Origin of the sequence: Sphingobacterium micropteri, from assembly GCF_014692515.1 — a bacterium.
GTDB lineage: Bacteria > Bacteroidota > Bacteroidia > Sphingobacteriales > Sphingobacteriaceae > Sphingobacterium > Sphingobacterium micropteri.
In genome coordinates, this window is the sequence record NZ_JACOIK010000003.1 from 179852 (window position 1) to 200311 (window position 20460).

The following is a 20460-nucleotide window of genomic DNA, read 5'->3' on the forward strand; positions in this document are numbered from 1 at the left end:
TTAGGCTGCGCATTGCTCATAATGTGTAGGCAATTAGCCTAAATAAGATTTTAAAATTTTACTGCGCGACGTATGGCGAAGGCGCTGTAACGCTTTGTCCTTGATTTGACGTACACGTTCTCTCGTCAAGCTGAATTTCTCACCTATTTCCTCTAAGGATAATTGGTGGTTGGTTCCTAATCCGAAAAATAAGACGATAATTTCACGTTCTCTCTCTGTCAAGGTGGACAACGAGCGTTTGATCTCTTCTGATAGGGACTCATCAATCAGTATGCTATCCGTATCTGGGTCTGCATTTTCCAAGACGTCCAAAAGCGTGTTTTCTTCCCCTTGAACAAATGGTGCATCCATAGATACATGTCTTCCGGAGTTACTTAATGTGTCTGACACTTTGTCAACCGTAGTTTCCAGAATATCAGCTAATTCCTCTGGAGAGGGCTCGCGCTCATACTCTTGCTCCAATTTGGAAAAAGCTTTGCTGATTTTGCTTAATGAACCCACTTGGTTCAACGGTAAACGTACAATACGCGATTGTTCAGCAATAGCTTGCAGGATAGACTGACGAATCCACCATACGGCATAGGAGATAAATTTAAACCCTTTTGTCTCATCGAAACGTTTTGCTGCCTTAATTAAGCCTAAATTGCCCTCATTAATCAAGTCACCTAACGTGAGTCCTTGATTCTGGTATTGTTTGGCAACAGAAACAACGAAACGCAGGTTAGTTTTTGTTAATTTCTCCAAAGCAACCTGATCACCTTCGCGGATGCGTTGTGCCAAGATTACCTCTTCCTCTGCGGTAATTAAGTCTACTTTACCAATCTCGTGCAAATATTTATCTAACGATTGAGATTCGCGATTGGTAATGGATTGTGTAATTTTGAGCTGTCTCATTTAAATGTATAAATACCTTTCTCTTTTGAAATGTCTGCAAAAATAGTGATTTTTACCCATAGTTCCTTCATATAAGTGTAAATTAAATACTCTGTATGAGGAAGTTAACATAAGGGCTTTGGTGTTGTTTTATCAGCAAAAATTATTCCAATTCCACTTGTGTTATTAAGTAAAACGTAAGAATGTAGGATTTGTTTTGTTCATTTTCTAAAAACGTATGCCGTAACGTATTTGTTATGAAGTTTTTAATTTTAACGAAGAACGAAAATTTTGAAATTCAATAAAACATATTAGATCATAAAATTGTTACCTTTAGGCACAATATGTCATATTTAAATTGAGAAGTTATGCCAATTAAAATTCATTTAGATAGGATTATGTCTGAAAAAAAGGTCTCCCTGAATGAGCTTAGTCATCGCGTGGGGATAACCTTGTCAAATCTTTCTATCATCAAAAATCAAAAATCGAAAGCAATTCGATTAAGCACACTGGAAGCACTTTGCAAAGCATTGGATTGCCAACCAGGGGATATTATGGAGTACATAGAAGAAGAAAGATAAAGTTGTTAGTCTAAACGATATCCTCTTAAGAACTCCTCTATTTGCATCCTTTTTTTGCCTTCGAGTTGGAGAGAGGTAACTAAAAGCGAACCATCCTGTGTTGCAAATGACAGAAAAGTTTTTCCATCGCTGCTATACGTTCCCGGTGTTTCACCCAGTGATTGCCCTTTTTTTGTTTCAAAAATTTTCAGAACTTTATCGTTTAATATCGTATATGCTGCAGGATAAGGACTTAGTCCTCTGATTTGGTTGTAGACTTTATCTGTAGGCCTATCCCATAGAATCTGACAATCTTCTTTAAAGATCTTTGGAGCGGTTTTTAACACAGTTGTTTCTAACTGTGCCTGAGGAACCGGATGAATATCGTTGTTTCTTACGGCTTCCACTGTTTTTAATAATACTTCGGCTCCTGCGGCCATTAATTTATCATGTAATATACCAGCTGTATCTTCTTGAGCAATTTCTACTTGCTGCGAGAAAAGAATATTTCCAGTATCTATTTGATGTTGTAGTAAAAACGTTGTCACCCCGGTATGCGTTTCGCCTTGGATAATAGCGTGGTTGATGGGGGCTGCGCCCCGGTATTGCGGAAGGAGCGATGCATGGACATTGATGGTACCTAAAGGAGGCATATTCCACACCACTTCGGGTAGCATACGGAAAGCGACGACCACTTGTAGGTCTGCTCGATAGGATTGCAATGCTGTGATAAACTCAGGATTTCTTAGTTTTTCCGGCTGCAATACCGGCAATCCCTGTTGTATAGCATATTTCTTAATAGCTGATTCGTGCATTTTCTGGCCGCGACCCGCTGGTTTGTCAGGTGTGGTAACAACAGCTACAACCTCTTCGCCAGCTTGTAGTAAAGCTTCTAAAGATGCTACTGCAAAATCGGGGGTACCCATAAAAATAATCCGCATAGTATAGTATATAATAAAAGTAAAAAATTAAAAAAATACGCTTGATGATATCGTGTCTTTTAGCCAACTTCAAGTGACAAAAATTATTAACTTTGCGAAGTTACAAAATTAATATTCACCTTGAATTTTCCTTACTTTTTAGCTAAGCGGATTACATTCATGGGGCATCGGACTTTTTCGAAGCTGATTGTCCGCGTGACTATTGGCGCATTGGCGCTGGCCATTTCCGCTATTATTTTATCCGTGGCTATCTTGAATGGCTTTAAACGGGAGATTATAGCGAAACAAAGAGGGTTCTTTGGGGATATTGTCGTCACGAAAAATGATTTGAGTGCTTCCTACGAAAACACGCCTATTCAACTGTCGTCCGAAAATTTAAAAAACTTAGAAGCTTTACCGCAAGTCGTGGATATCACTCCTTTTGCGACAAAAGCGGGCATCATGAATGTTGATGGTCAAGTGGAGGGCGTATTATTGAAAGGGGTGGATCAAAGTTATAACCAACAATATTTACAAAAAAATATAGTAAAAGGGGATACACTCAACTTTTCCGAAGAGGGTAACACACAACTTTTGATCTCTGAATATTTAGCAAACAGATTGGATTTAGACGTAGGAGATAAGTTCATTATGTATTTTATACAGGATCCCATACGTCGGCGTCCTTTTACTATTAGAGGTATCTATACAACACATTCGGAAGAGCTGGACAAAACGTATGTTATTGGTTCGCTAGACTTGATTAGAAGGTTGAATAATTTGCAGGAGAATGAAGCGGGGGCATATCAAATTAGAATAGCCTCTTTTGATTTACTGGAAAATACCACACAGGAAATTGATAATATCTTACCAATCGAACTGGAAGCAACCAATATTGTGCAACAAATGCCTGATATTTTTAATTGGCTGAATATGCTTGATATGAATGATAATATCATTTTTGTGTTGATGGTTATCGTAGCCGTTATCAATATGATCTCCTCCTTGTTGATCAGTATTTTGGAACGCTCCTCGATGATCGGAATATTGAAAGCACTTGGTTATCCAAATAGAGGGATTCGACGAGTGTTTTTGTATGGTTCCATGTACCTGATCGGTGTGGGGTTACTCATCGGTAATTTAATTGCTCTTTCGCTCTATTTTTTTCAAACCCAGACACATTTTTTTACATTAGATCCTTATACGTATTACATCCACTATGTACCTATGGATATCGCCTGGTATGAAGTCCTTGGGTTAAATGTAGCTATCGTGATAATAGGATTACTTACCTTATTTATTCCGGCAATGCTTATTAGTCGGATTTCACCCATCAAAACAATACAATTTAAATAGTTCACCGACAGGAATGTGTTTAAGGTTTCGCCTATTCTATTAGGAAATTGAAAGAACTTTTCTTATTTTCAGTTCCTAGTTGTTGTATAACAATAGTTATTTTTATGGATAAACTCTTACATCATATATCAGAGGCGTTTTCAACGCCCATCACGAATCCTGTTCTGGTTTTTAGCGTTATCCTCACTATTATTCTGATTTCTCCTATTATTTTGCGCCCGATTAAAGTGCCGGGTATTATCGGATTGATTTTGTTTGGTGTGCTGTTAGGTCCTCATGGTTTGAACTGGCTGGCAAAGATTGATAAAGATACGCTACAAGGAAATGGTGTAGATGCTATTGACTTATTCTCGACGATTGGGCTCTTATATATCATGTTTATCGCCGGATTGGAACTCGATATGAATGAGTTTAAGAAAACTAGAAATAAGAGTTTATTGTTTGGGTTTTTAACGTTCATTATTCCGATTAGCATCGGATTTCCTGTTTGCCACTACTTGTTAGGTTATGATCTCTTGCCGAGTATATTGATAGCAAGTATGTTTGCAACACATACGCTGGTGTCCTATCCGATTGTTAATAATTATGGTATCTCAAAACGGGAGGCAGTCGCCATCACCATTGGGGGCACAATATTAACCGATACGGCCGTGTTGATTATTCTTGCCGTCATTGTGGGAGCATCGCAAGGTGAAATCAATCAAGATTTTTGGGTGACTTTAGGTGTATCGTTTGTGCTTTTTCTTTTTATTATGTTCGGCGTTATTCCGCGGATAGCCAAATGGTTCTTTCAGAAGATCGAAAGCGAGAAGACAGCACATTATATTTTTGTCCTTGCCGTGGTTTTCTTTGCCGCTTTTCTTGCTGAAATTGCAGGGTTAGAACCTATTATCGGTGCGTTCGTTGCCGGATTAGCATTGAACAAATTAATACCACATTCCTCAGCGTTAATGAATCGGATAGAATTCATTGGGAACGCTATTTTTATTCCTTTCTTTTTAATCTCAGTAGGGATGATTGTAGATGTTAGCGTGTTAATGAAAGGTCCTATGGCACTTATCATCGCAGGAACATTGACGGTTGTCGCCGTTACCGGTAAATTTTTAGCGGCTACAGCCACCAGCTTTCTTGCCAAATATGCTAGAAACGATAGAAACTTGATCTTCGGACTGAGTAATGCACACGCGGCGGCTACCTTGGCGATTATTATGGTCGGATATGACCGAGAGATTATAGATGAAAACGTATTAAATGGTACGATTGTGCTAATCCTTATCACCTGTATCATCGCATCTTTGGTGACGGAGAATGCATCGCGTCGTATCGTGATGGCGGGGCATCAGGATGATGAACATATTGAACATGTTCCTGAGCATGAAGAACGGTTGTTGCTACCCATAGCAAATTTGGATACTATGGAGCCGATTTTAGATTTTGCGACATTGATAAAATCAAAAAAATCTCCCCACCCGCTGCATATATTAAGTGTTGTGGCAGATAATGAACAAGCGGAACGCAATATGGCAAATGCACGGAAGAATTTGGATAGTATGGCAAAGTATGCCTCTGGTTCAGAAACAGATGTGGAATTACTGTCGACAATAGATTTCAATATAGCCAGTGGTATTGGACGTACGTCGAAAGAAATATTAGCAGATTGCCTTATTCTGGGTTGGCCAAGTGCTACATCCTTTATTGATAAGATTGTAGGTGAGAAAACGGAAAGTATCTTAAATCGTACAAATACGAATCTGTTTATGTGCAAATTTGATAATCCGTTTCTTTCCAATAAATCCATGATCATTTTTGTTCCACCACTAGCAGAATCAGAGAAAGGGTTTGAGTATTGGATGGAAAAAATGTTAAAATTAGCCGGAGAATTAACGTTGCCACTCACATTTGTTTGTAACAAGCGCACACAACTGGCGATTTTGGAGGTGTTGAAAATGCTCGAAACAAGTGTTCCGTGCTCTTTTGATAATTATGAAGACTGGAATAATATTTATGGATTGGCAACCTTTAGCAATGCAGATGCATTATTGGTTTTTGTGTCTGCACGTTATGGCGACGTTTCTTATCGCGATTCGTTGGACGGGTTGGCAAAAAGGGTAGGACGCTATTTCAAAAAGCAAAATTTGATTTTGATTTTTCCAAGTCGTCGTGAAAATCAGCATATAGATGATTACGAAGATGTGAAGACAGCACCTATCTTCCGAAAAATCAGTCGGGAGATAGGGAATATGTTCACCAAAGAATAAGATTAAGCCATTATCTATTTCTCCGGTTGGTGGATTCTCTGGCCAAAAGCAGTGGTTCAAGCACTACCGGCTTTTGATCTAGACGTGCAGAAACCGGTTGTTCGATAATTTTGAGAAACATTTTTGCACAGGTGACGCCTATTTTTAGTGCCTGTTGATCGATCGTGGAAAGACTTGGTATAATGTGTTCCGAGAAATTTTGATTGGCGAAACCGATTACACCTATTTCGGGTGGTGTGATATTTTTATCATGTAGCGCTTTAATAATGCCGAGAGCTACGTAGTCATCACCACCTATAATAGCGTCTGGGCGTTCTCGAAGTTTTAATAATTCATGTGTGCCTACATAACCTCCTTCTACGTTTAGCTCTCCCAATATTGTATATCCAGGACTTGCCGGAAGACCTGCCTCTCGTAATGCACGTAAATATCCCTCATACCGTTCTTTAAAAATTTTGATCTTGTGTTTGGTGGTGATATAGGCTATTTTTCGATAACCTTCGTCCAGCAGATGCTTCGTAGCAATATAACCCGCGTGTAGATCATCGATCTTCACCATCGCGCACTGTAGGTCATCATGTGTCCGGTCAAAAATGATAAGCGGTTTACCCTCCTCTTTGACTTTTTCAAAATGGGAGGGATCCTTTGTCTCCAAAGACATAGAAGCGATTATACCATCTACTTGCGCTTCTAAAAGAGTGGCTATACCATTCTTTTCCGAGACTAGGGACTCATTGGTTTGATATAGAAGAATGCTATAGCCAAATGATTTTAGAGATGTCTCGAGGGCATGAATAACCGATGCAAAAAATTGAATCTGGGCGCTCGGAATCACCACACCAATAGTATATGTTTTGCCGGATGTAAGGGAAGAGGCAATTTTATTGGGGCGATAATTCATACGCTGTGCTGTTTCCAGAACAGCCTTGCGGGTTGATTCGCTTATCGTCGATATATTATTTAATGCTCTGGATACAGTAGATACAGTGATATTGAGCTCTTTAGCAATGTCGTAGACGGTCGTTTTCTTAGCCAAAATAAAATCTTTTAAATTTAATTTTTGTAAATATAAAATTTATTAAATAATTTTATGCAAGCGGTTGCATGCTGCAGCCAGCTTTTAAGATATACGAACATGTTATTATTAGGGATAGATTTAGGTACATCATCTATTAAAGTTTCTGTTGTAGATGCAACGACAAATACCAAAATAGTGTCCACGAGTTTTCCGGATTCAGAGGCTGCGATATTATCAGCGAAAGTCGGATGGGCTGAGCAGGATCCACTGACGTGGTGGTCTGATACAAAAGAAGCTATTAAAAAAGCACATCAGAGTGGGCTGTATAATCCAAAAGATATAGGGGCTATTGGTATTGCCTACCAGATGCATGGTCTGGTTGTGGTCGATAAAGCGCACAAGCCGTTGCGAAATGCCATTATTTGGTGTGACAGCCGGGCCGTGGAACTCGGGAATGAAGCTTTTTCCCAACTAAAAGAACAGGCCTTTTTAGGAGCGCATTTAAATTCTCCGGGAAATTTTACAGCTTCCAAGCTGGCATGGGTTAAGCAATATGAGCCGGAGCTGTATGAGCAGATACACAAGTTTATGTTACCCGGCGATTATTTGAGTATGTGCTTTACGGGAGAAATAAATTCGAATGTAAGTTCGATATCAGAAGGGATTTTATGGAATTTTGAAAAACATCAATTGTCTGCATCCTTATTGAGTTATTACGGTATCGAGGAGAGCCTGGTACCTCATCTTCTTCCTGTTTTTTCGACTTACGGTAAAATTCGACCTAGTGTAGCTGATGAACTTGGTTTTTCGTCCGATGTCGTCGTGAGTTTTAAAGCTGGAGATCAGCCTAATAATGCTCTTTCCTTGAATGTATTTGAGCCAGGAGAAGTAGCTGCTACAGCAGGCACGTCGGGTGTCATTTATGCGGTGACAGATAAATTGGTTTACGATAAGCAATCTCGAGTGAACACCTTTGCGCATGTAAACTATCAAGACAATAATCCTAACCTAGGTGTGCTGCTGTGTATTAATGGAACAGGGATTCAGAATAGTTGGTTGAAAAAAATAACGGCAATGGGTTATGACTATCCGCAAATTAATGAACGGGCGGCTGCGGTCCCTATAGGTTCAGAGGGAGTTCAAATACTGCCGTTTGGTAACGGTGCAGAGCGGATGTTGCTGAACAAAACGGTGCATGCCCATATCGAAAATTTGGATTTTGTACGTCACGACGCGGCTCATCTTTGGCGAGCAGCACAGGAAGGAATTGCATTTGCATTCCGATATGGCCTGGATATTATGCGGGAGAATGGTATCCAACCGGAAATCATTCGGGCAGGGCACGCCAATCTATTTCTGAGCCCCGTATTTCAACAATCTTTTGCGGGTGCTACGGGTGTTGGGGTAGAGCTGTATGATAATGATGGTAGTGTGGGTGCGGCATTGGGGGCTGGTTTAGGTGCCGGTGTATATCGTGATCGTGGTGATGCGTTCTCCGGGCTCAAGAAGCATGTTACCATCGAGCCCACAAATGTAGAACGTTATCAGGAATTATACGATAAATGGAAAAGAAGTCTAGAATGGAGGCTAAAAGTTATCGAGGAGTTATAAAGTTAGCATAGGTTAGCCAGTTAGAACCTTTCTCACTTTTTAACATTCTAACCTCTTAACACTATAACTTTCTAACCTCATAACACTATAAACAACTTACATAAATAAATAAAAACAAATTAATAACATGAACATTTTATTAGGAAATCAAGAGTATTTCAAAAACATCGGACAGGTAAAATACGAAGGTAAGGATTCAGATAATCCGCTGGCTTTTCGTTGGTATGATGCATCGCGCGTTGTCGCGGGAAAGACCATGGCAGAACACTTTAAGTTTGCTTGTGCCTACTGGCATTCTTTCAATGCCAACGGATCAGATCCTTTTGGTGGTCCTACCTTATTTTTTGCATGGGATAAAAAAGAGACAATTTTAGAACGTGCAAAAGATAAAATGGATGCCGCTTTTGAGTTTATGACGAAAATGCAACTTCCTTATTATTGTTTTCATGATGTCGACTTGATAGACCATACGGAAAATATCGCCGAGAATGAGCGCCATATGGAGCAAATTGTAGCATATGCAAAGGAAAAACAGCAACAAAGCGGTGTGAAGTTACTGTGGGGTACGGCGAACCTATTTAGTCACCATCGTTATATGAACGGAGCAGCGACAAATCCGGATTTCCATGTACTAGCTCATGGTGGAGCACAAGTAAAAGCAGCCATAGATGCGACGATTGCTTTGGGGGGTGAAAACTACGTTTTTTGGGGAGGACGTGAAGGTTATATGTCCTTGTTAAACACCAATATGAAGCGAGAACAAGAGCATCTTGCACGTTTTCTTCATATGGCAAAAGATTACGCTAGAAAACAAGGCTTTACGGGAACTTTTCTGATTGAGCCTAAACCATGTGAGCCTACAAAGCACCAATATGATTATGATGCTGCTACGGTGATCGGTTTTCTGCGCCAGTTTGATTTATTGGATGATTTTAAGCTAAATCTAGAAGTAAATCATGCTACATTAGCAGGTCATACGTTTCAACATGAATTGCAAGTAGCCGCAGATGCTGGTTTATTGGGTTCTATCGATGCGAATCGTGGCGACTACCAAAATGGATGGGATACTGATCAATTTCCCAACAACTTAAATGAACTTGCTGAAGCGTTACTTGTCCTATTGGAAACCGGAGGTTTACAAGGAGGAGGTGTAAACTTTGATGCTAAAATACGCCGGAATTCAACTGATCCGGTCGATTTGTTCCATGCGCATATAGGTGGTATGGATAATTTTGCAAGGGCTCTTATCATAGCCGATAATGTCTTGCAGCACTCGGATTATAAGAAGATACGAAAAGAAAGATATAGCAGTTTTGACAATGGTAAAGGGGCTGAGTTTGAAAGCGGTAAATTGCAATTGGAAGATTTGAGAAGTTACGCGCTGCAGCACGGCGAGCCAACATTAACCAGCGGCAAACAAGAATATATTGAAAATATCATAAATCGATTTATTTAATTTATAAATTCTTTTATTACCTTAGCGGCCGGGATCAAATAAACCGTATGAATAATATATTATCAACTCCAGACTATTTAGTTTTCCTCGTGTATTTCGTGATTGTTGCCACGTATGGTATCTGGGTCTATAACAAAAAAAGATCAAAGGTAGCCGGAGGAGACTCTAAGGATTATTTTCTTGCAGAGGGCTCCCTGACGTGGTGGGCCATTGGTGCATCGTTGATCGCCTCCAATATTTCAGCAGAGCAGTTCATTGGTATGAGCGGTTCGGGCTTTAAAATGGGGCTGGCAATAGCGACGTATGAGTGGATGGCTGCAATTACATTAATCATTGTAGCCGTGTTCTTTATACCCGTTTATCTAAAGAACAAGATTTTCACGATGCCACAATTCCTACATAAGCGTTATAACGGAACAGTGGCCATGATTATGGCTGTTTTTTGGTTAGCACTATATGTAGTGGTCAATTTAACATCCATTTTGTATTTAGGTGCTTTGGCCGTCAGCAGTATATCCGGATTTAGTCTGGAATTCTGTATGTATGCGATCGCCATATTCGCCGTCATTATCACCCTGGGCGGAATGAAAGTGATTGGATACACGGACGTTATCCAGGTATTCTTCCTGATTCTTGGTGGTTTAGCAACGACCTATCTAGCGTTGAGCTTGGTTTCTGAACACTATGGTAGCGATGGTGTATTGAATGGCTATGCTATCATGACCGATAAAGCTTCCGAGCATTTCGAGATGATTTTTGCGAAAGATAACGAGAACTATCTGGATTTACCGGGGTTGTCCGTGTTGATTGGTGGTATGTGGATCGTAAACCTCAACTATTGGGGCTGTAATCAATATATTACGCAACGGGCGCTAGGCGCTGATTTAAAAACAGCGCGCAATGGAATCTTATTTGCTGCTTTCCTGAAATTGTTGATGCCGGTTATCGTTGTATTGCCGGGGATCGCTGCCTATGTTCTTTGGAAAGATGGACATTTCCAGGCGGAGATGCTCCAAGGAGGGGAAGTCAATCCAGATCGGGCTTATCCCGTGTTGTTAAACTTGCTGCCATCGGGCTTGAAAGGTTTATCATTTGCAGCATTAACGGCAGCGGTAGTAGCCTCGTTGGCCGGGAAGGCAAACAGTGTCGCTACGATATTCTCGCTTGATATATATCAGAAAGTATTCAATAAGACGGCTTCTGAAAGACAATTGGTCAATACGGGTAAAATCACCATTATTGTATCGATGATATTGGCAGTACTAATTGCACCTCATCTGGGTATTGATAAGAAAGGAGGCTTTCAGTATATTCAGGAATATACCGGTTTCGTATCGCCTGGTATTTTTGCGATGTTTATTCTTGGTTTCTTCTGGAAGAAAACCACTTCCAATGCCGCGCTGTTTGCTACCATCGGTGGATTCCTGTTATCCGTTTTCTTTAAATTCCTGCCGAATTTTGCAGACTTATCTTTCTTGAATGCAACTGGTTTTGCGGTCGTAAACCCGGCAAGTGGTCTATATGAGATCCCGTTCCTTGATCGTATGGGATTTGTATTTATCATTTGTATTGTTGGTATGTATATCATTAGTAAAATAGAAAATGCTAAAGGAGTTGTGCCAAACGGTTTGGAGGTCGATACCAAGATGTTCAAGGCACACCCTGGCTTTGTCGTGGGTGCGCTCATCGTGGCTTTGGCGACCGCTGCGTTATATATCATGTATTGGTAGTCGGAATCGCGACAATTGGATCGTGTTCAATAAAATAACAGGTAGAGACGCAATATATTGCGTCTCTACTTTTTTATAACGCCAATGCCAGGAGCACTGGGTAGTATACACCGACCTTCGTGTATTTGCATACCCTTATATACATCGTTGCTGATTAATAGGGCACCGTCAAGATCCGCCCAATCTACCAGAGGAGCTAACTGCGCGGCAGCAGAAATTGCACATGATGTTTCTGTCATGCAGCCAAGCATTACTTTCATATCCAAAGCCTTTGCCAATTCAGCCATTTTTTTTGCCTCGCGCATACCTGTACATTTCATGAGCTTAATGTTTATACCGGTATAGATATCTTTTAAACGGATAATATCGTCGTACCGCTGACATCCTTCATCGGCAATGGTTGGAATCGGAGAACGCTCTGTTAGCCAAGCTATATCGTCTATTTGTTCCTTGGGCATGGGCTGTTCAAGAAAGACCACATTTTGTTCAGAGAGCCAATAGGTCATCTCCAGCGCCTGCTCTTTATTCGTCCAACCTTGATTGACATCGGCACATAAGGGAACATCCGTCATAGACCGAATGGTATTGATCATCATTTTGTCTGTATCGAGGCCGAGTTTGACTTTCAAAATCTTAAATTGATCTGCTTCTGCCACTTTTCTGCGCACGATCTCTTCCGTGTCAATTCCTATTGTAAAGGAAGTGGGCGGAATGAGATTCGGATTTAACCCCCAGATTTTATAGAAAGGTTCTCCCATAAGTTTGCCTAATAAATCGTGTAGGGCAATATCTATGCAAGCTTTCGCTGCGGTATTCTTTTCTTGAATATGATCTATATAATGCAATATCTCCGCTGTCTCAAAAGGGGAGCTGAATGTAGATAGATCAATTCTGTTTAGCAAATTGATGACGCTCTCCTGAGACTCGCCAAGATAGGGAGGCATACTGGCTTCACCATAACCGACTACCCCATCATATTCCAGCTCTATCAAAACAACTGGTGTTGTTGTCCGACTGAAAGACGCTACCGTGAATACGTGTTTCATTTCCAGTGTATAAGGTCGGAAACGTAAAATAAATTCCCCCATTTCTCGGGTATGCCATATTGGTGCTTGCATTTTCTTTAAATTTATACTTAACGAAAATATACACTTTTTTGTATACCTAAAATCTATTCTATTTTTAATTTCTTCCTTGTATCTTTATCCTATGAAAGCAACATTTGGAGGAGGATGTTTTTGGTGTACCGAAGTGATATTCCAAAACATTGACGGAGTTCGTAGTGTTTTACCCGGTTACATGGGCGGGAAAACTGATAACCCGACGTATAAAGAAGTATGCAATGGTGATACAGACCATGTTGAAGTTATACAACTGGATTTTGATGAAACTAAAGTAGATTTCAACGCCTTATTAAAAGTATTTTTTAAAACGCATGATCCCACGACATTAAACAGACAGGGAAATGATGTTGGCACACAGTACCGCTCCGTTGTTTTTTATCATGACGAAACACAGAAAGAAGCGACTGAGCGCTTTATCAAGGAATTAGACAAACAAGCTATTCTTGCTGATCCTATAGTAACCGCAGTAGAGCCAGCCGGCACATTTTGGGAGGCAGAAGACTACCACCACGATTATTTTAACCAAAATCCGGGTAATCCATATTGTGCTGCGGTTATCGCTCCTAAACTACAGAAGTTTTTGAAAGAATATAAGTAAATACATACACCACTTCGTTTCATAAAAACTTTGCCAAACCTCGTTAATACGAGGTTTTTTTATTGCTCCACGAAAAAATATCCTTCCTGCATTCATTTTAGACACTTTTGAACGATAATCCAACCTCGTGAATTTGGTACGATACTATGTTTGTAACAGAAATATGATAAAGCTAGCGAAGCGGAAAAGTCGTTAGCACGACGCTAAAAATATAAGTTAACCATTTTTAAACATTAAACGGAATGATATGTATCCAATTTGAACTAGGCTAGGAAATTAAGAAAGCTGATTGGCTATGCTAGTCAGACAAAACATGATGTTAACCAAAATCACTAACTATAAAAACTATGTTGAAACATTTTACTAAAAATTATTACAAAGCATTTTGTTTGCTTTTGTGTGCGATACTCAGCGTTACATTAGGCTTCGCACAACAGACGACGCGGAATGGTGTCGTAAAAGATGCTGGTACAGGGAGTGGAATTGTAGGGGTCACCGTGGCGGTGAAGGGAACGTCCAACAGCACACAAACAGATGCTACGGGATCATTTTCGATTTCAGCGTCTACAGGACAAACGTTGGTCTTTAGTTTTATCGGCTATGATCCGAAAGAAGTTGCCGTAGGGCAATCCACCACAATTACGGTAGAGCTGGTCTCTTCTGAAAATGTGTTGGATGAATTGGTGGTGGTTGGGTATGGTTCGCAAAAGAGGTCCGATATTACCGGTTCCGTTGCTTCCGTTCCAAAAGAACGCCTGTCCAATCTTCCTGTGACGAATGTAATGCAGGCCATCCAGGGAGCTGTTTCCAATGTCAATATTAGCCAAGCATCCTCTATTCCGGGCGATTCACCGGCAACCCAAGTACGCGGGCTCAATTCGATGAGTGCAGGTTCAGGACCATATATTGTAGTAGACGGTATACCATTAACCAAAACCGATGGTTCTATTAACGATATTAACCCGAATGATATTGAATCGGTGGAGATTTTGAAAGACCCTTCCGCTGTGGCAATCTATGGTGTGAACGGTTCTAATGGTGTGATTTTGATCACCACAAAAAGAGGGGTGACCGGAACGCCGACTATACGGTATAGCGGTTATGCCGGGGTTGAGGAGCCATCCCACATGTTGGATCCCGTATCAGCAGAAGAGCTATTGGCAAGATATGCAGAATACGCGCGGATTACCAATACAAGTTTATTTAACGGTGGTCCGGTACGTAATGAGTATGAATATGATAATTACCAAAATGGTGTAACGACAGACTGGTTGGATGCTGTTATGCAAACAGGAACCATACAAAATCATAACGTCGGTTTATCTGGTGGAAGCGAAAATGCAAAATATTATGTGTCGGTCGACTATTTTGGGCAAAAGGGTATTGTGAAAGGGTTTGATTACGACCGTTACTCTTTCCGGACCAACACAGATTTTGATCCAACAAAGTACCTGACCGTCGGTACGTCTGCTTTTATATCTGCCCATAAACGGGATGGCGGACGTGCGAACCTCACACAGGCCCTGGCGATGAGCCCGTATGCGCGCATGTATGGAGATGATGGTACATTGACACGGTGGCCAATGTACTCGGAGCAATTATGGGAAAACCCATTGCTACATACCACTACTAATCCAGAACGGCGGGAGTTTAATATGTCGTTAAACGGTTACGCCGAAATGAATTTTGGCAATATATGGGAGCCACTATCCGGATTAAAATACCGGTTTAACGGTGGTTATTCTTACGTGCCGAAACGCACAAACGAATACCACGGTTTGTCGGTGTATAACGCAAATGGTTGGGGACGGATACACAATGCGGAAAGCCAGACCTACACACTGGAGAATATTTTGACGTATGAAAAAACCATCGGTCTGCACCGTTTCGACTTTACAGGTCTTTATGCCGCAAGAAGTAAATACTGGCAGGAGTCTGAAGCCGTAGGGGAGATCTTCCCGAACGATGTATTAGAATGGGGAGGTTTGGGTACAGCTTCCACGCACAAAGTATCTTCGAGAGCGGATCTTTACCGTTCAATTTCGCAGATGGGCCGGTTGAACTATAGTTACGATAGCCGCTATATGTTAACCTTTACAGTGCGTCGGGATGGAGCATCCGTATTTGGCGACAACCATAAGTACGGTGTTTTTCCTTCAGGCGCCGCTGCTTGGAACATTCACAATGAAAGGTTTATGGAGAGCACCAGAAACGTTATTGATAATTTGAAACTACGTGTTTCGTATGGTGTTGCCGGAAATGAAGCCATAACTCCTTATCAGACATTATCTTTGATGGACTCCAATCCACTAGCTTTGGGCACGTTATCAAATGCGGCACTGCGCTACCGTGTACGAATGGGTAATCAGGATTTACGCTGGGAGAAAACAGCAGGTTTCAATACCGGGGTAGATTTTGGTTTGTGGGGAAATCGTCTAAGTGGTACCGTAGAATTTTATAAAACCAATACACAAGATATGTTGATCCTACAACGGTTACCTCGGATAACAGGTTTTGCGGATGTTTGGTCAAACTTAGGGAAAGTATCCAATACCGGTATCGATGTGACCTTAAATTCTAAGAATATTGTTAAGGATAATTTTAGCTGGTCGTCGATGTTGGTGTTTGCACATAATAAAAACAAAATTGTGGATGTATACGGCGATAAGAAAGACGATCTGGGAAACCGTTGGTTTATCGGGCACCCGGTGGGCGTGATTTATGACTATACCCAAGTAGGTATATGGCAAGAGGACGAAATTGCAGCGGGTCTACATAACGGATGGGATGAGCAGGCAGAAGCAGGCGCGGTGAAATTGGCCGACCTAAGTGGTGACGGTCTCATCAACGACGATGATCGCCGCATCTTAGGACAAACCGCTCCAAAATGGACGGGTGGTATTACGAATACTTTTACCTATAAGGACTTCTCGCTAAACGTGTTTATTCAAACGGTTCAAGGAGCCATGCGCAACAATCCGCAGATCGGTGGTGCATCTGATGAATTGGGAAGACGTAGTGCGCCGGCAGATTTAGGGTATTGGACACCCGAAAATAAGAGCAACGAATGGCGTTCATTGAGTAATCGCTCCAACATCTATGGATATGGCTTTCCGAAGAGTGCAAGTTTTACACGGCTGAAAGATGTAACATTAAGTTATAATATGCCAGCAGATATCGCTAGCAAAATAGGTGTATCGGGCGTAACGCTCTATGCTAGCGGTAGAAACCTCTATACCTGGACAAGTTGGTTGGGCTGGGATCCAGAATCAAGGGATATCCCAAGAGGGCATAGTCAGGATGGCGTTGGAGACAATACCAACTATCCGATGGTTCGTAATTACGTTTTTGGAGTAAACCTTACATTTTAAAATAAAGTCATGAAGATATATAAACATACAAAATTATGCTCGGTGCTTGCGTTGCTCTCTTTAGGGGTAGCATCGTGTAGTGATAGTTTTTTGAATGAGAAGCCCTACTCTGACTATGAAGCAGGAACCGGCGACCCTTCTATCGTGGAGAACCAATTAATAGGACTTCATTATATTTATGCCCAATTGTGGGGATGGAGTGGTAGACAGGGATTCTTATCCTGTTGGCAAATAGGGATGGATATTACCAGTGCCGGAGCAACGGAAGGTGTCGAGAATCCTTTTTATCAATATGCCGATCTCAATTCGGAAAACGGAGGCGTATCTTACCTTTGGGAGCGTTCGTATCAGTTTATCAACAATGCCAATACCATTATTAGTTCGGTGGGAGACGAAAATCCGGCGGCAGCTGCGGAAGCACGTTTCTTCAGGGCCTACGCTTATAATACGCTCGTTACATTATGGGGAGATGTTCCATTATTGACCGAATCCATTGATATACCTACTTTTAACTACACGAGAGCTTCGGTAGCCGATGTCGATATCGTAATCGAGGAAGACTTGGATTATGCGGTAGCTAATCTACCCAATGTTGGAGAAACACGTACCGGAAGCCGGATAAACAAAGATGTAGCGAGACAGTTGGCTGCAGAAGCCTATCTTCGTATGGGCGAGCGTGATGCTTCTTATTTTGAAAAAGCCGAGCAAATGGCTTCTGCTATCATTGATGGTGGCAAGTACCAATTGATTGAGGCACGCTATGGAAAGTACTTAGGTGAAGGCGGTGATTATTACCGGGATATGTTCCGTCAGGGAAATATGCGCCGTTCCGAAGGCAATACGGAAGCGATATGGACATTTGAACTAGAATATAACCGCGAAGTAAACGGTGGTACCATCGATAATCCACAGCATCGTCGGGTTTGGCAGCCTGCTTACCACAAATGGGAAGGAATGGTCAATGCGGATTCGCTGGGCGGACGTGGTAACGGACGTCTTCGCTTGAGCAATTTCATGAAATATACGGTATGGCAAGGGCTGGAAGGAGATATCCGGAACAGTAACTACAACATCCGTAGAACTGTGAATTACAACCGACCGGGTTATTCGGCAGAGATAGGTATTGATGCCGATGGCTGGCGTGTGGCGAAAGATGCGGGCGTACAAAACGTGACTATTAAAACGGGTGATCAAGCCATTCCTTTTAAAACGGATAGCTTGGAGGTGTGGTATCCTTTTCCAACAAAATGGGGCGGATATGATGAAACCGATGATTTTGGATATGCTCTGGTGAAAGACTGGTCTGTGATGCGCTTAGGAGAAACCTATCTTTTACGTGCGGAAGCCAAATTACGCCAAGGAAATACCGGAGGAGCAGCTGATGATATCAATGTACTTCGCGACCGGGCATTTAAAATGGCACGCGAAGAAAGTGGCAATGCCAATCTGGGGCAGGTAAGTGCAGCGGATATCACGTTGGACTTTATTCTCGATGAGCGCGCAAGAGAACTGATTTCGGAAGAAAATCGCCGGATGACGTTGGTGCGTACCGGAAAGTTGAGAGAGCGTATTGCATTGAATGGCGATGATGGACCATCAAATAAGATTACGTCAGGTTTTCAGGATTACCACGCACTGCTTCCTATTCCGTTGAGCGAAATTCAACTGAATAACAAGGAAGGAGAGCCGTTGACGCAGAATCCGGGATATAGTAAATAAAAAAAGCATACGCTTGAAGGAAAAGCCGGAAGATTTAATCTTTCGGCTTCTTGACTTTTATCTAGCACAGAATACAAAAAAAAATTTGTGATTATGAAAATAAGTGTTATTTTGACACTAATTTTAAGCGCTATCCAAAAAATGAGCTTTTATAGCCTACTAGGAGAGTGCTTACAAAAGGTATTATAAACCGGTATGTAAACAAAACAACTAAATATGATCAAGGGAAAATTAAAACTGAGCATTGCTTTATTGTCAGTCTGCACGCTTTCTTATGGACAGAACAATATTAAGCTAACGGACACACAAACCGATATTACGATTAATAAACACATTTACGGACATTTTGCCGAACACCTTGGACGATGTATTTACGATGGTTTTTATGTAGGAGAAGCCAATGATTCTATTGCACATACTGCTGGTGTCCGGAATGATGTGGTCGATGCCCTGAAAAAATTACAGATACCAAATTTAAGATGGCCGGGAGGATGTTTTGCGGATACCTATCATTGGAAGGACGGAATCGGGTCAAAAGAAGGCCGTCCTTCCATCGTCAACAGCTGGTGGGGTGGCGTTACGGAAGACAATTCCTTTGGCACGCACGACTTCCTCAACATGTGCGAGCTGTTGGAAACGGAACCCTATCTAGCGGGTAATGTAGGAAGTGGGGAAGTACAGGAATTAGCCGACTGGGTACAGTATGTCAATTTTGCCGGAAAAAGTCCGATGTCGGATCTCCGACGTGAAAACGGAAGAGAAGAACCCTGGAACGTTAAATTTTGGGGGGTAGGAAACGAAGCGTGGGGGTGTGGTGGAAACATGACTGCCGAGTATTACAGCGATATCTACCGGAAATATGCAACATTTATGGCCGATTGGGACAACAGTGGTGGATTATACCGTATCGCATCCGGAGCGAATAGTGCCGATTACCACTGGACGGAAACACTCATGAAGAATATACCAAACCATCTTATGAAAGGTGTCGCATTACATCATTATGCGGTCATCAACTGGAATAAAAAGGGTTCGTCAACAAAATTTTCTGATGAGGAATATTTCAAAACGATGAAATCCGCGTGGTTTATGAATGAGCTTGTCGAAAAACATAGCGCAATTATGGATAAATACGACCCCCAAGCAAAGGTAGACCTTGTTGTGGATGAATGGGGAGGATGGTATGAAGTAGAGCCGGAAACAAATCCGGGTTTCTTATACCAGCAAAATACCATGCGCGATGCGATGATCGCTGGGATGACTTTAAATATCTTTAACAACCATGCAAAACGCGTTAAAATGGCAAACTTAGCGCAAACTATCAATGTGTTGCAAGCTGTTATCTTAACCAAAGGAAAAGATATGATCGTGACACCTACTTATCATGTGATGGAAATGTATAAGGTGCACCAAGATGCGCAGTTGATCCCGATCGAACTGCAAAGCGATACATATAAATATGGCGAAGAAGAAATCCCGGCTATCTCGGCTTCTGCATCAAAAGATAAACAAGGTAGAGTACACATTTCTGTCGTGAATATTGATCCGAAAGCAAAAAAGAAAGTTTCATTGGACTTAGGGGGCATCAAGGCAAAACATCTTACCGGGCGTATTCTGACTACCAATAATTTAAGAGAACACAATACATTTGAGCAACCCAATACGGTACTTCCAAAAGAATATAAAGATGCCAAATTGAAGAATAATCAGCTAGAGATCGATATTCCAGCACATTCGGTTATTGTATTGGAACTTATTTAGTAAAAAGATATCAAATCATGTTGTTAGAAGGTTAGTATAAGTTAGGAAGTTAGATCTGTCTCACTTTTTAACTCTTTAACTTTCTCAAAAACACAAGAAATATAA

General features: G+C 41.3%; 14 protein-coding genes. 10 read left to right on the forward strand and 4 right to left on the reverse strand.

Translation table 11 applies throughout. The features are described from left to right. Window positions 1–33 precede the first annotated feature (33 nt). On the reverse strand, window positions 34–894 hold the full coding sequence (locus H8B06_RS04975) for a sigma-70 family RNA polymerase sigma factor (RefSeq protein ID WP_130139837.1): 861 nt from the start codon (window positions 892–894) through the stop codon (window positions 34–36). 347 nt (window positions 895–1241) lie between these two features. On the opposite strand from H8B06_RS04975, the gene H8B06_RS04980 reads away from it, so the two are divergent. Then, window positions 1242–1454 (forward strand): helix-turn-helix domain-containing protein, encoded by a 213-nt coding sequence (locus tag H8B06_RS04980; RefSeq protein WP_190993202.1) that lies wholly within the window; start codon window positions 1242–1244, stop codon window positions 1452–1454. A 5-nt stretch (window positions 1455–1459) separates the two neighbouring features. On the opposite strand, the gene fmt is transcribed toward H8B06_RS04980, so the two are convergent. After that, a complete protein-coding gene (gene fmt, locus H8B06_RS04985; protein WP_190993203.1) occupies window positions 1460–2374 on the reverse strand; it encodes a methionyl-tRNA formyltransferase in 915 nt (304 codons plus the stop codon). A 120-nt stretch (window positions 2375–2494) separates the two neighbouring features. Here fmt and H8B06_RS04990 point away from each other — a divergent pair, with 120 nt between their 5' ends. Both H8B06_RS04990 and H8B06_RS04995 read left to right on the forward strand, forming a co-directional pair. Then, entirely contained in the window at window positions 2495–3709 is a 1215-nt protein-coding gene (locus H8B06_RS04990; protein WP_190993204.1) for an ABC transporter permease, read from the forward strand. A gap of 104 nt (window positions 3710–3813) precedes the next feature. Continuing rightward, window positions 3814–5967: a cation:proton antiporter gene (locus H8B06_RS04995; protein ID WP_190993205.1), complete on the forward strand. Its 2154-nt coding sequence runs from the start codon at window positions 3814–3816 to the stop codon at window positions 5965–5967. Between the two features lie 10 nt (window positions 5968–5977). Here H8B06_RS04995 and H8B06_RS05000 read toward each other — a convergent pair whose 3' ends face one another. Then, on the reverse strand, window positions 5978–7003 hold the full coding sequence (locus H8B06_RS05000; RefSeq protein WP_190993206.1) for a LacI family DNA-binding transcriptional regulator: 1026 nt from the start codon (window positions 7001–7003) through the stop codon (window positions 5978–5980). A gap of 99 nt (window positions 7004–7102) precedes the next feature. Between H8B06_RS05000 and H8B06_RS05005 the strand changes: the two genes are divergently transcribed. The 3 genes from H8B06_RS05005 to H8B06_RS05015 all read left to right on the forward strand — a co-directional run bounded on the left by H8B06_RS05005 (window position 7103) and on the right by H8B06_RS05015 (window position 11782). Continuing rightward, window positions 7103–8596, forward strand: coding sequence for a xylulokinase (locus H8B06_RS05005; protein ID WP_190993207.1), 1494 nt, complete (start codon window positions 7103–7105; stop codon window positions 8594–8596). 127 nt (window positions 8597–8723) lie between these two features. Next, window positions 8724–10052, forward strand: coding sequence for a xylose isomerase (gene xylA / locus H8B06_RS05010; RefSeq protein WP_190993208.1), 1329 nt, complete (start codon window positions 8724–8726; stop codon window positions 10050–10052). Between the two features lie 47 nt (window positions 10053–10099). After that, window positions 10100–11782, forward strand: coding sequence for a sodium/sugar symporter (locus H8B06_RS05015; protein WP_190993209.1), 1683 nt, complete (start codon window positions 10100–10102; stop codon window positions 11780–11782). A gap of 65 nt (window positions 11783–11847) precedes the next feature. Here H8B06_RS05015 and H8B06_RS05020 read toward each other — a convergent pair whose 3' ends face one another. Continuing rightward, window positions 11848–12900 (reverse strand): dipeptide epimerase, encoded by a 1053-nt coding sequence (locus H8B06_RS05020; RefSeq protein ID WP_190993210.1) that lies wholly within the window; start codon window positions 12898–12900, stop codon window positions 11848–11850. A 91-nt stretch (window positions 12901–12991) separates the two neighbouring features. Here H8B06_RS05020 and msrA point away from each other — a divergent pair, with 91 nt between their 5' ends. From msrA to H8B06_RS05040, 4 genes are all read left to right on the forward strand, one after another. Continuing rightward, window positions 12992–13504 carry a peptide-methionine (S)-S-oxide reductase MsrA gene (gene msrA / locus H8B06_RS05025; RefSeq protein ID WP_190993211.1) on the forward strand — a complete coding sequence of 171 codons (513 nt, stop codon included), beginning with the start codon at window positions 12992–12994 and terminating at the stop codon, window positions 13502–13504. Between the two features lie 347 nt (window positions 13505–13851). After that, window positions 13852–16875, forward strand: coding sequence for a SusC/RagA family TonB-linked outer membrane protein (locus H8B06_RS05030; protein WP_190993212.1), 3024 nt, complete (start codon window positions 13852–13854; stop codon window positions 16873–16875). Window positions 16876–16884: 9 nt separating this feature from the next. Beyond that, window positions 16885–18594 (forward strand): RagB/SusD family nutrient uptake outer membrane protein, encoded by a 1710-nt coding sequence (locus H8B06_RS05035; protein ID WP_190993213.1) that lies wholly within the window; start codon window positions 16885–16887, stop codon window positions 18592–18594. A gap of 216 nt (window positions 18595–18810) precedes the next feature. Further along, window positions 18811–20355 carry an alpha-N-arabinofuranosidase gene (locus tag H8B06_RS05040; RefSeq protein ID WP_190993214.1) on the forward strand — a complete coding sequence of 515 codons (1545 nt, stop codon included), beginning with the start codon at window positions 18811–18813 and terminating at the stop codon, window positions 20353–20355. The last annotated feature ends 105 nt before the right edge of the window (window positions 20356–20460 follow it).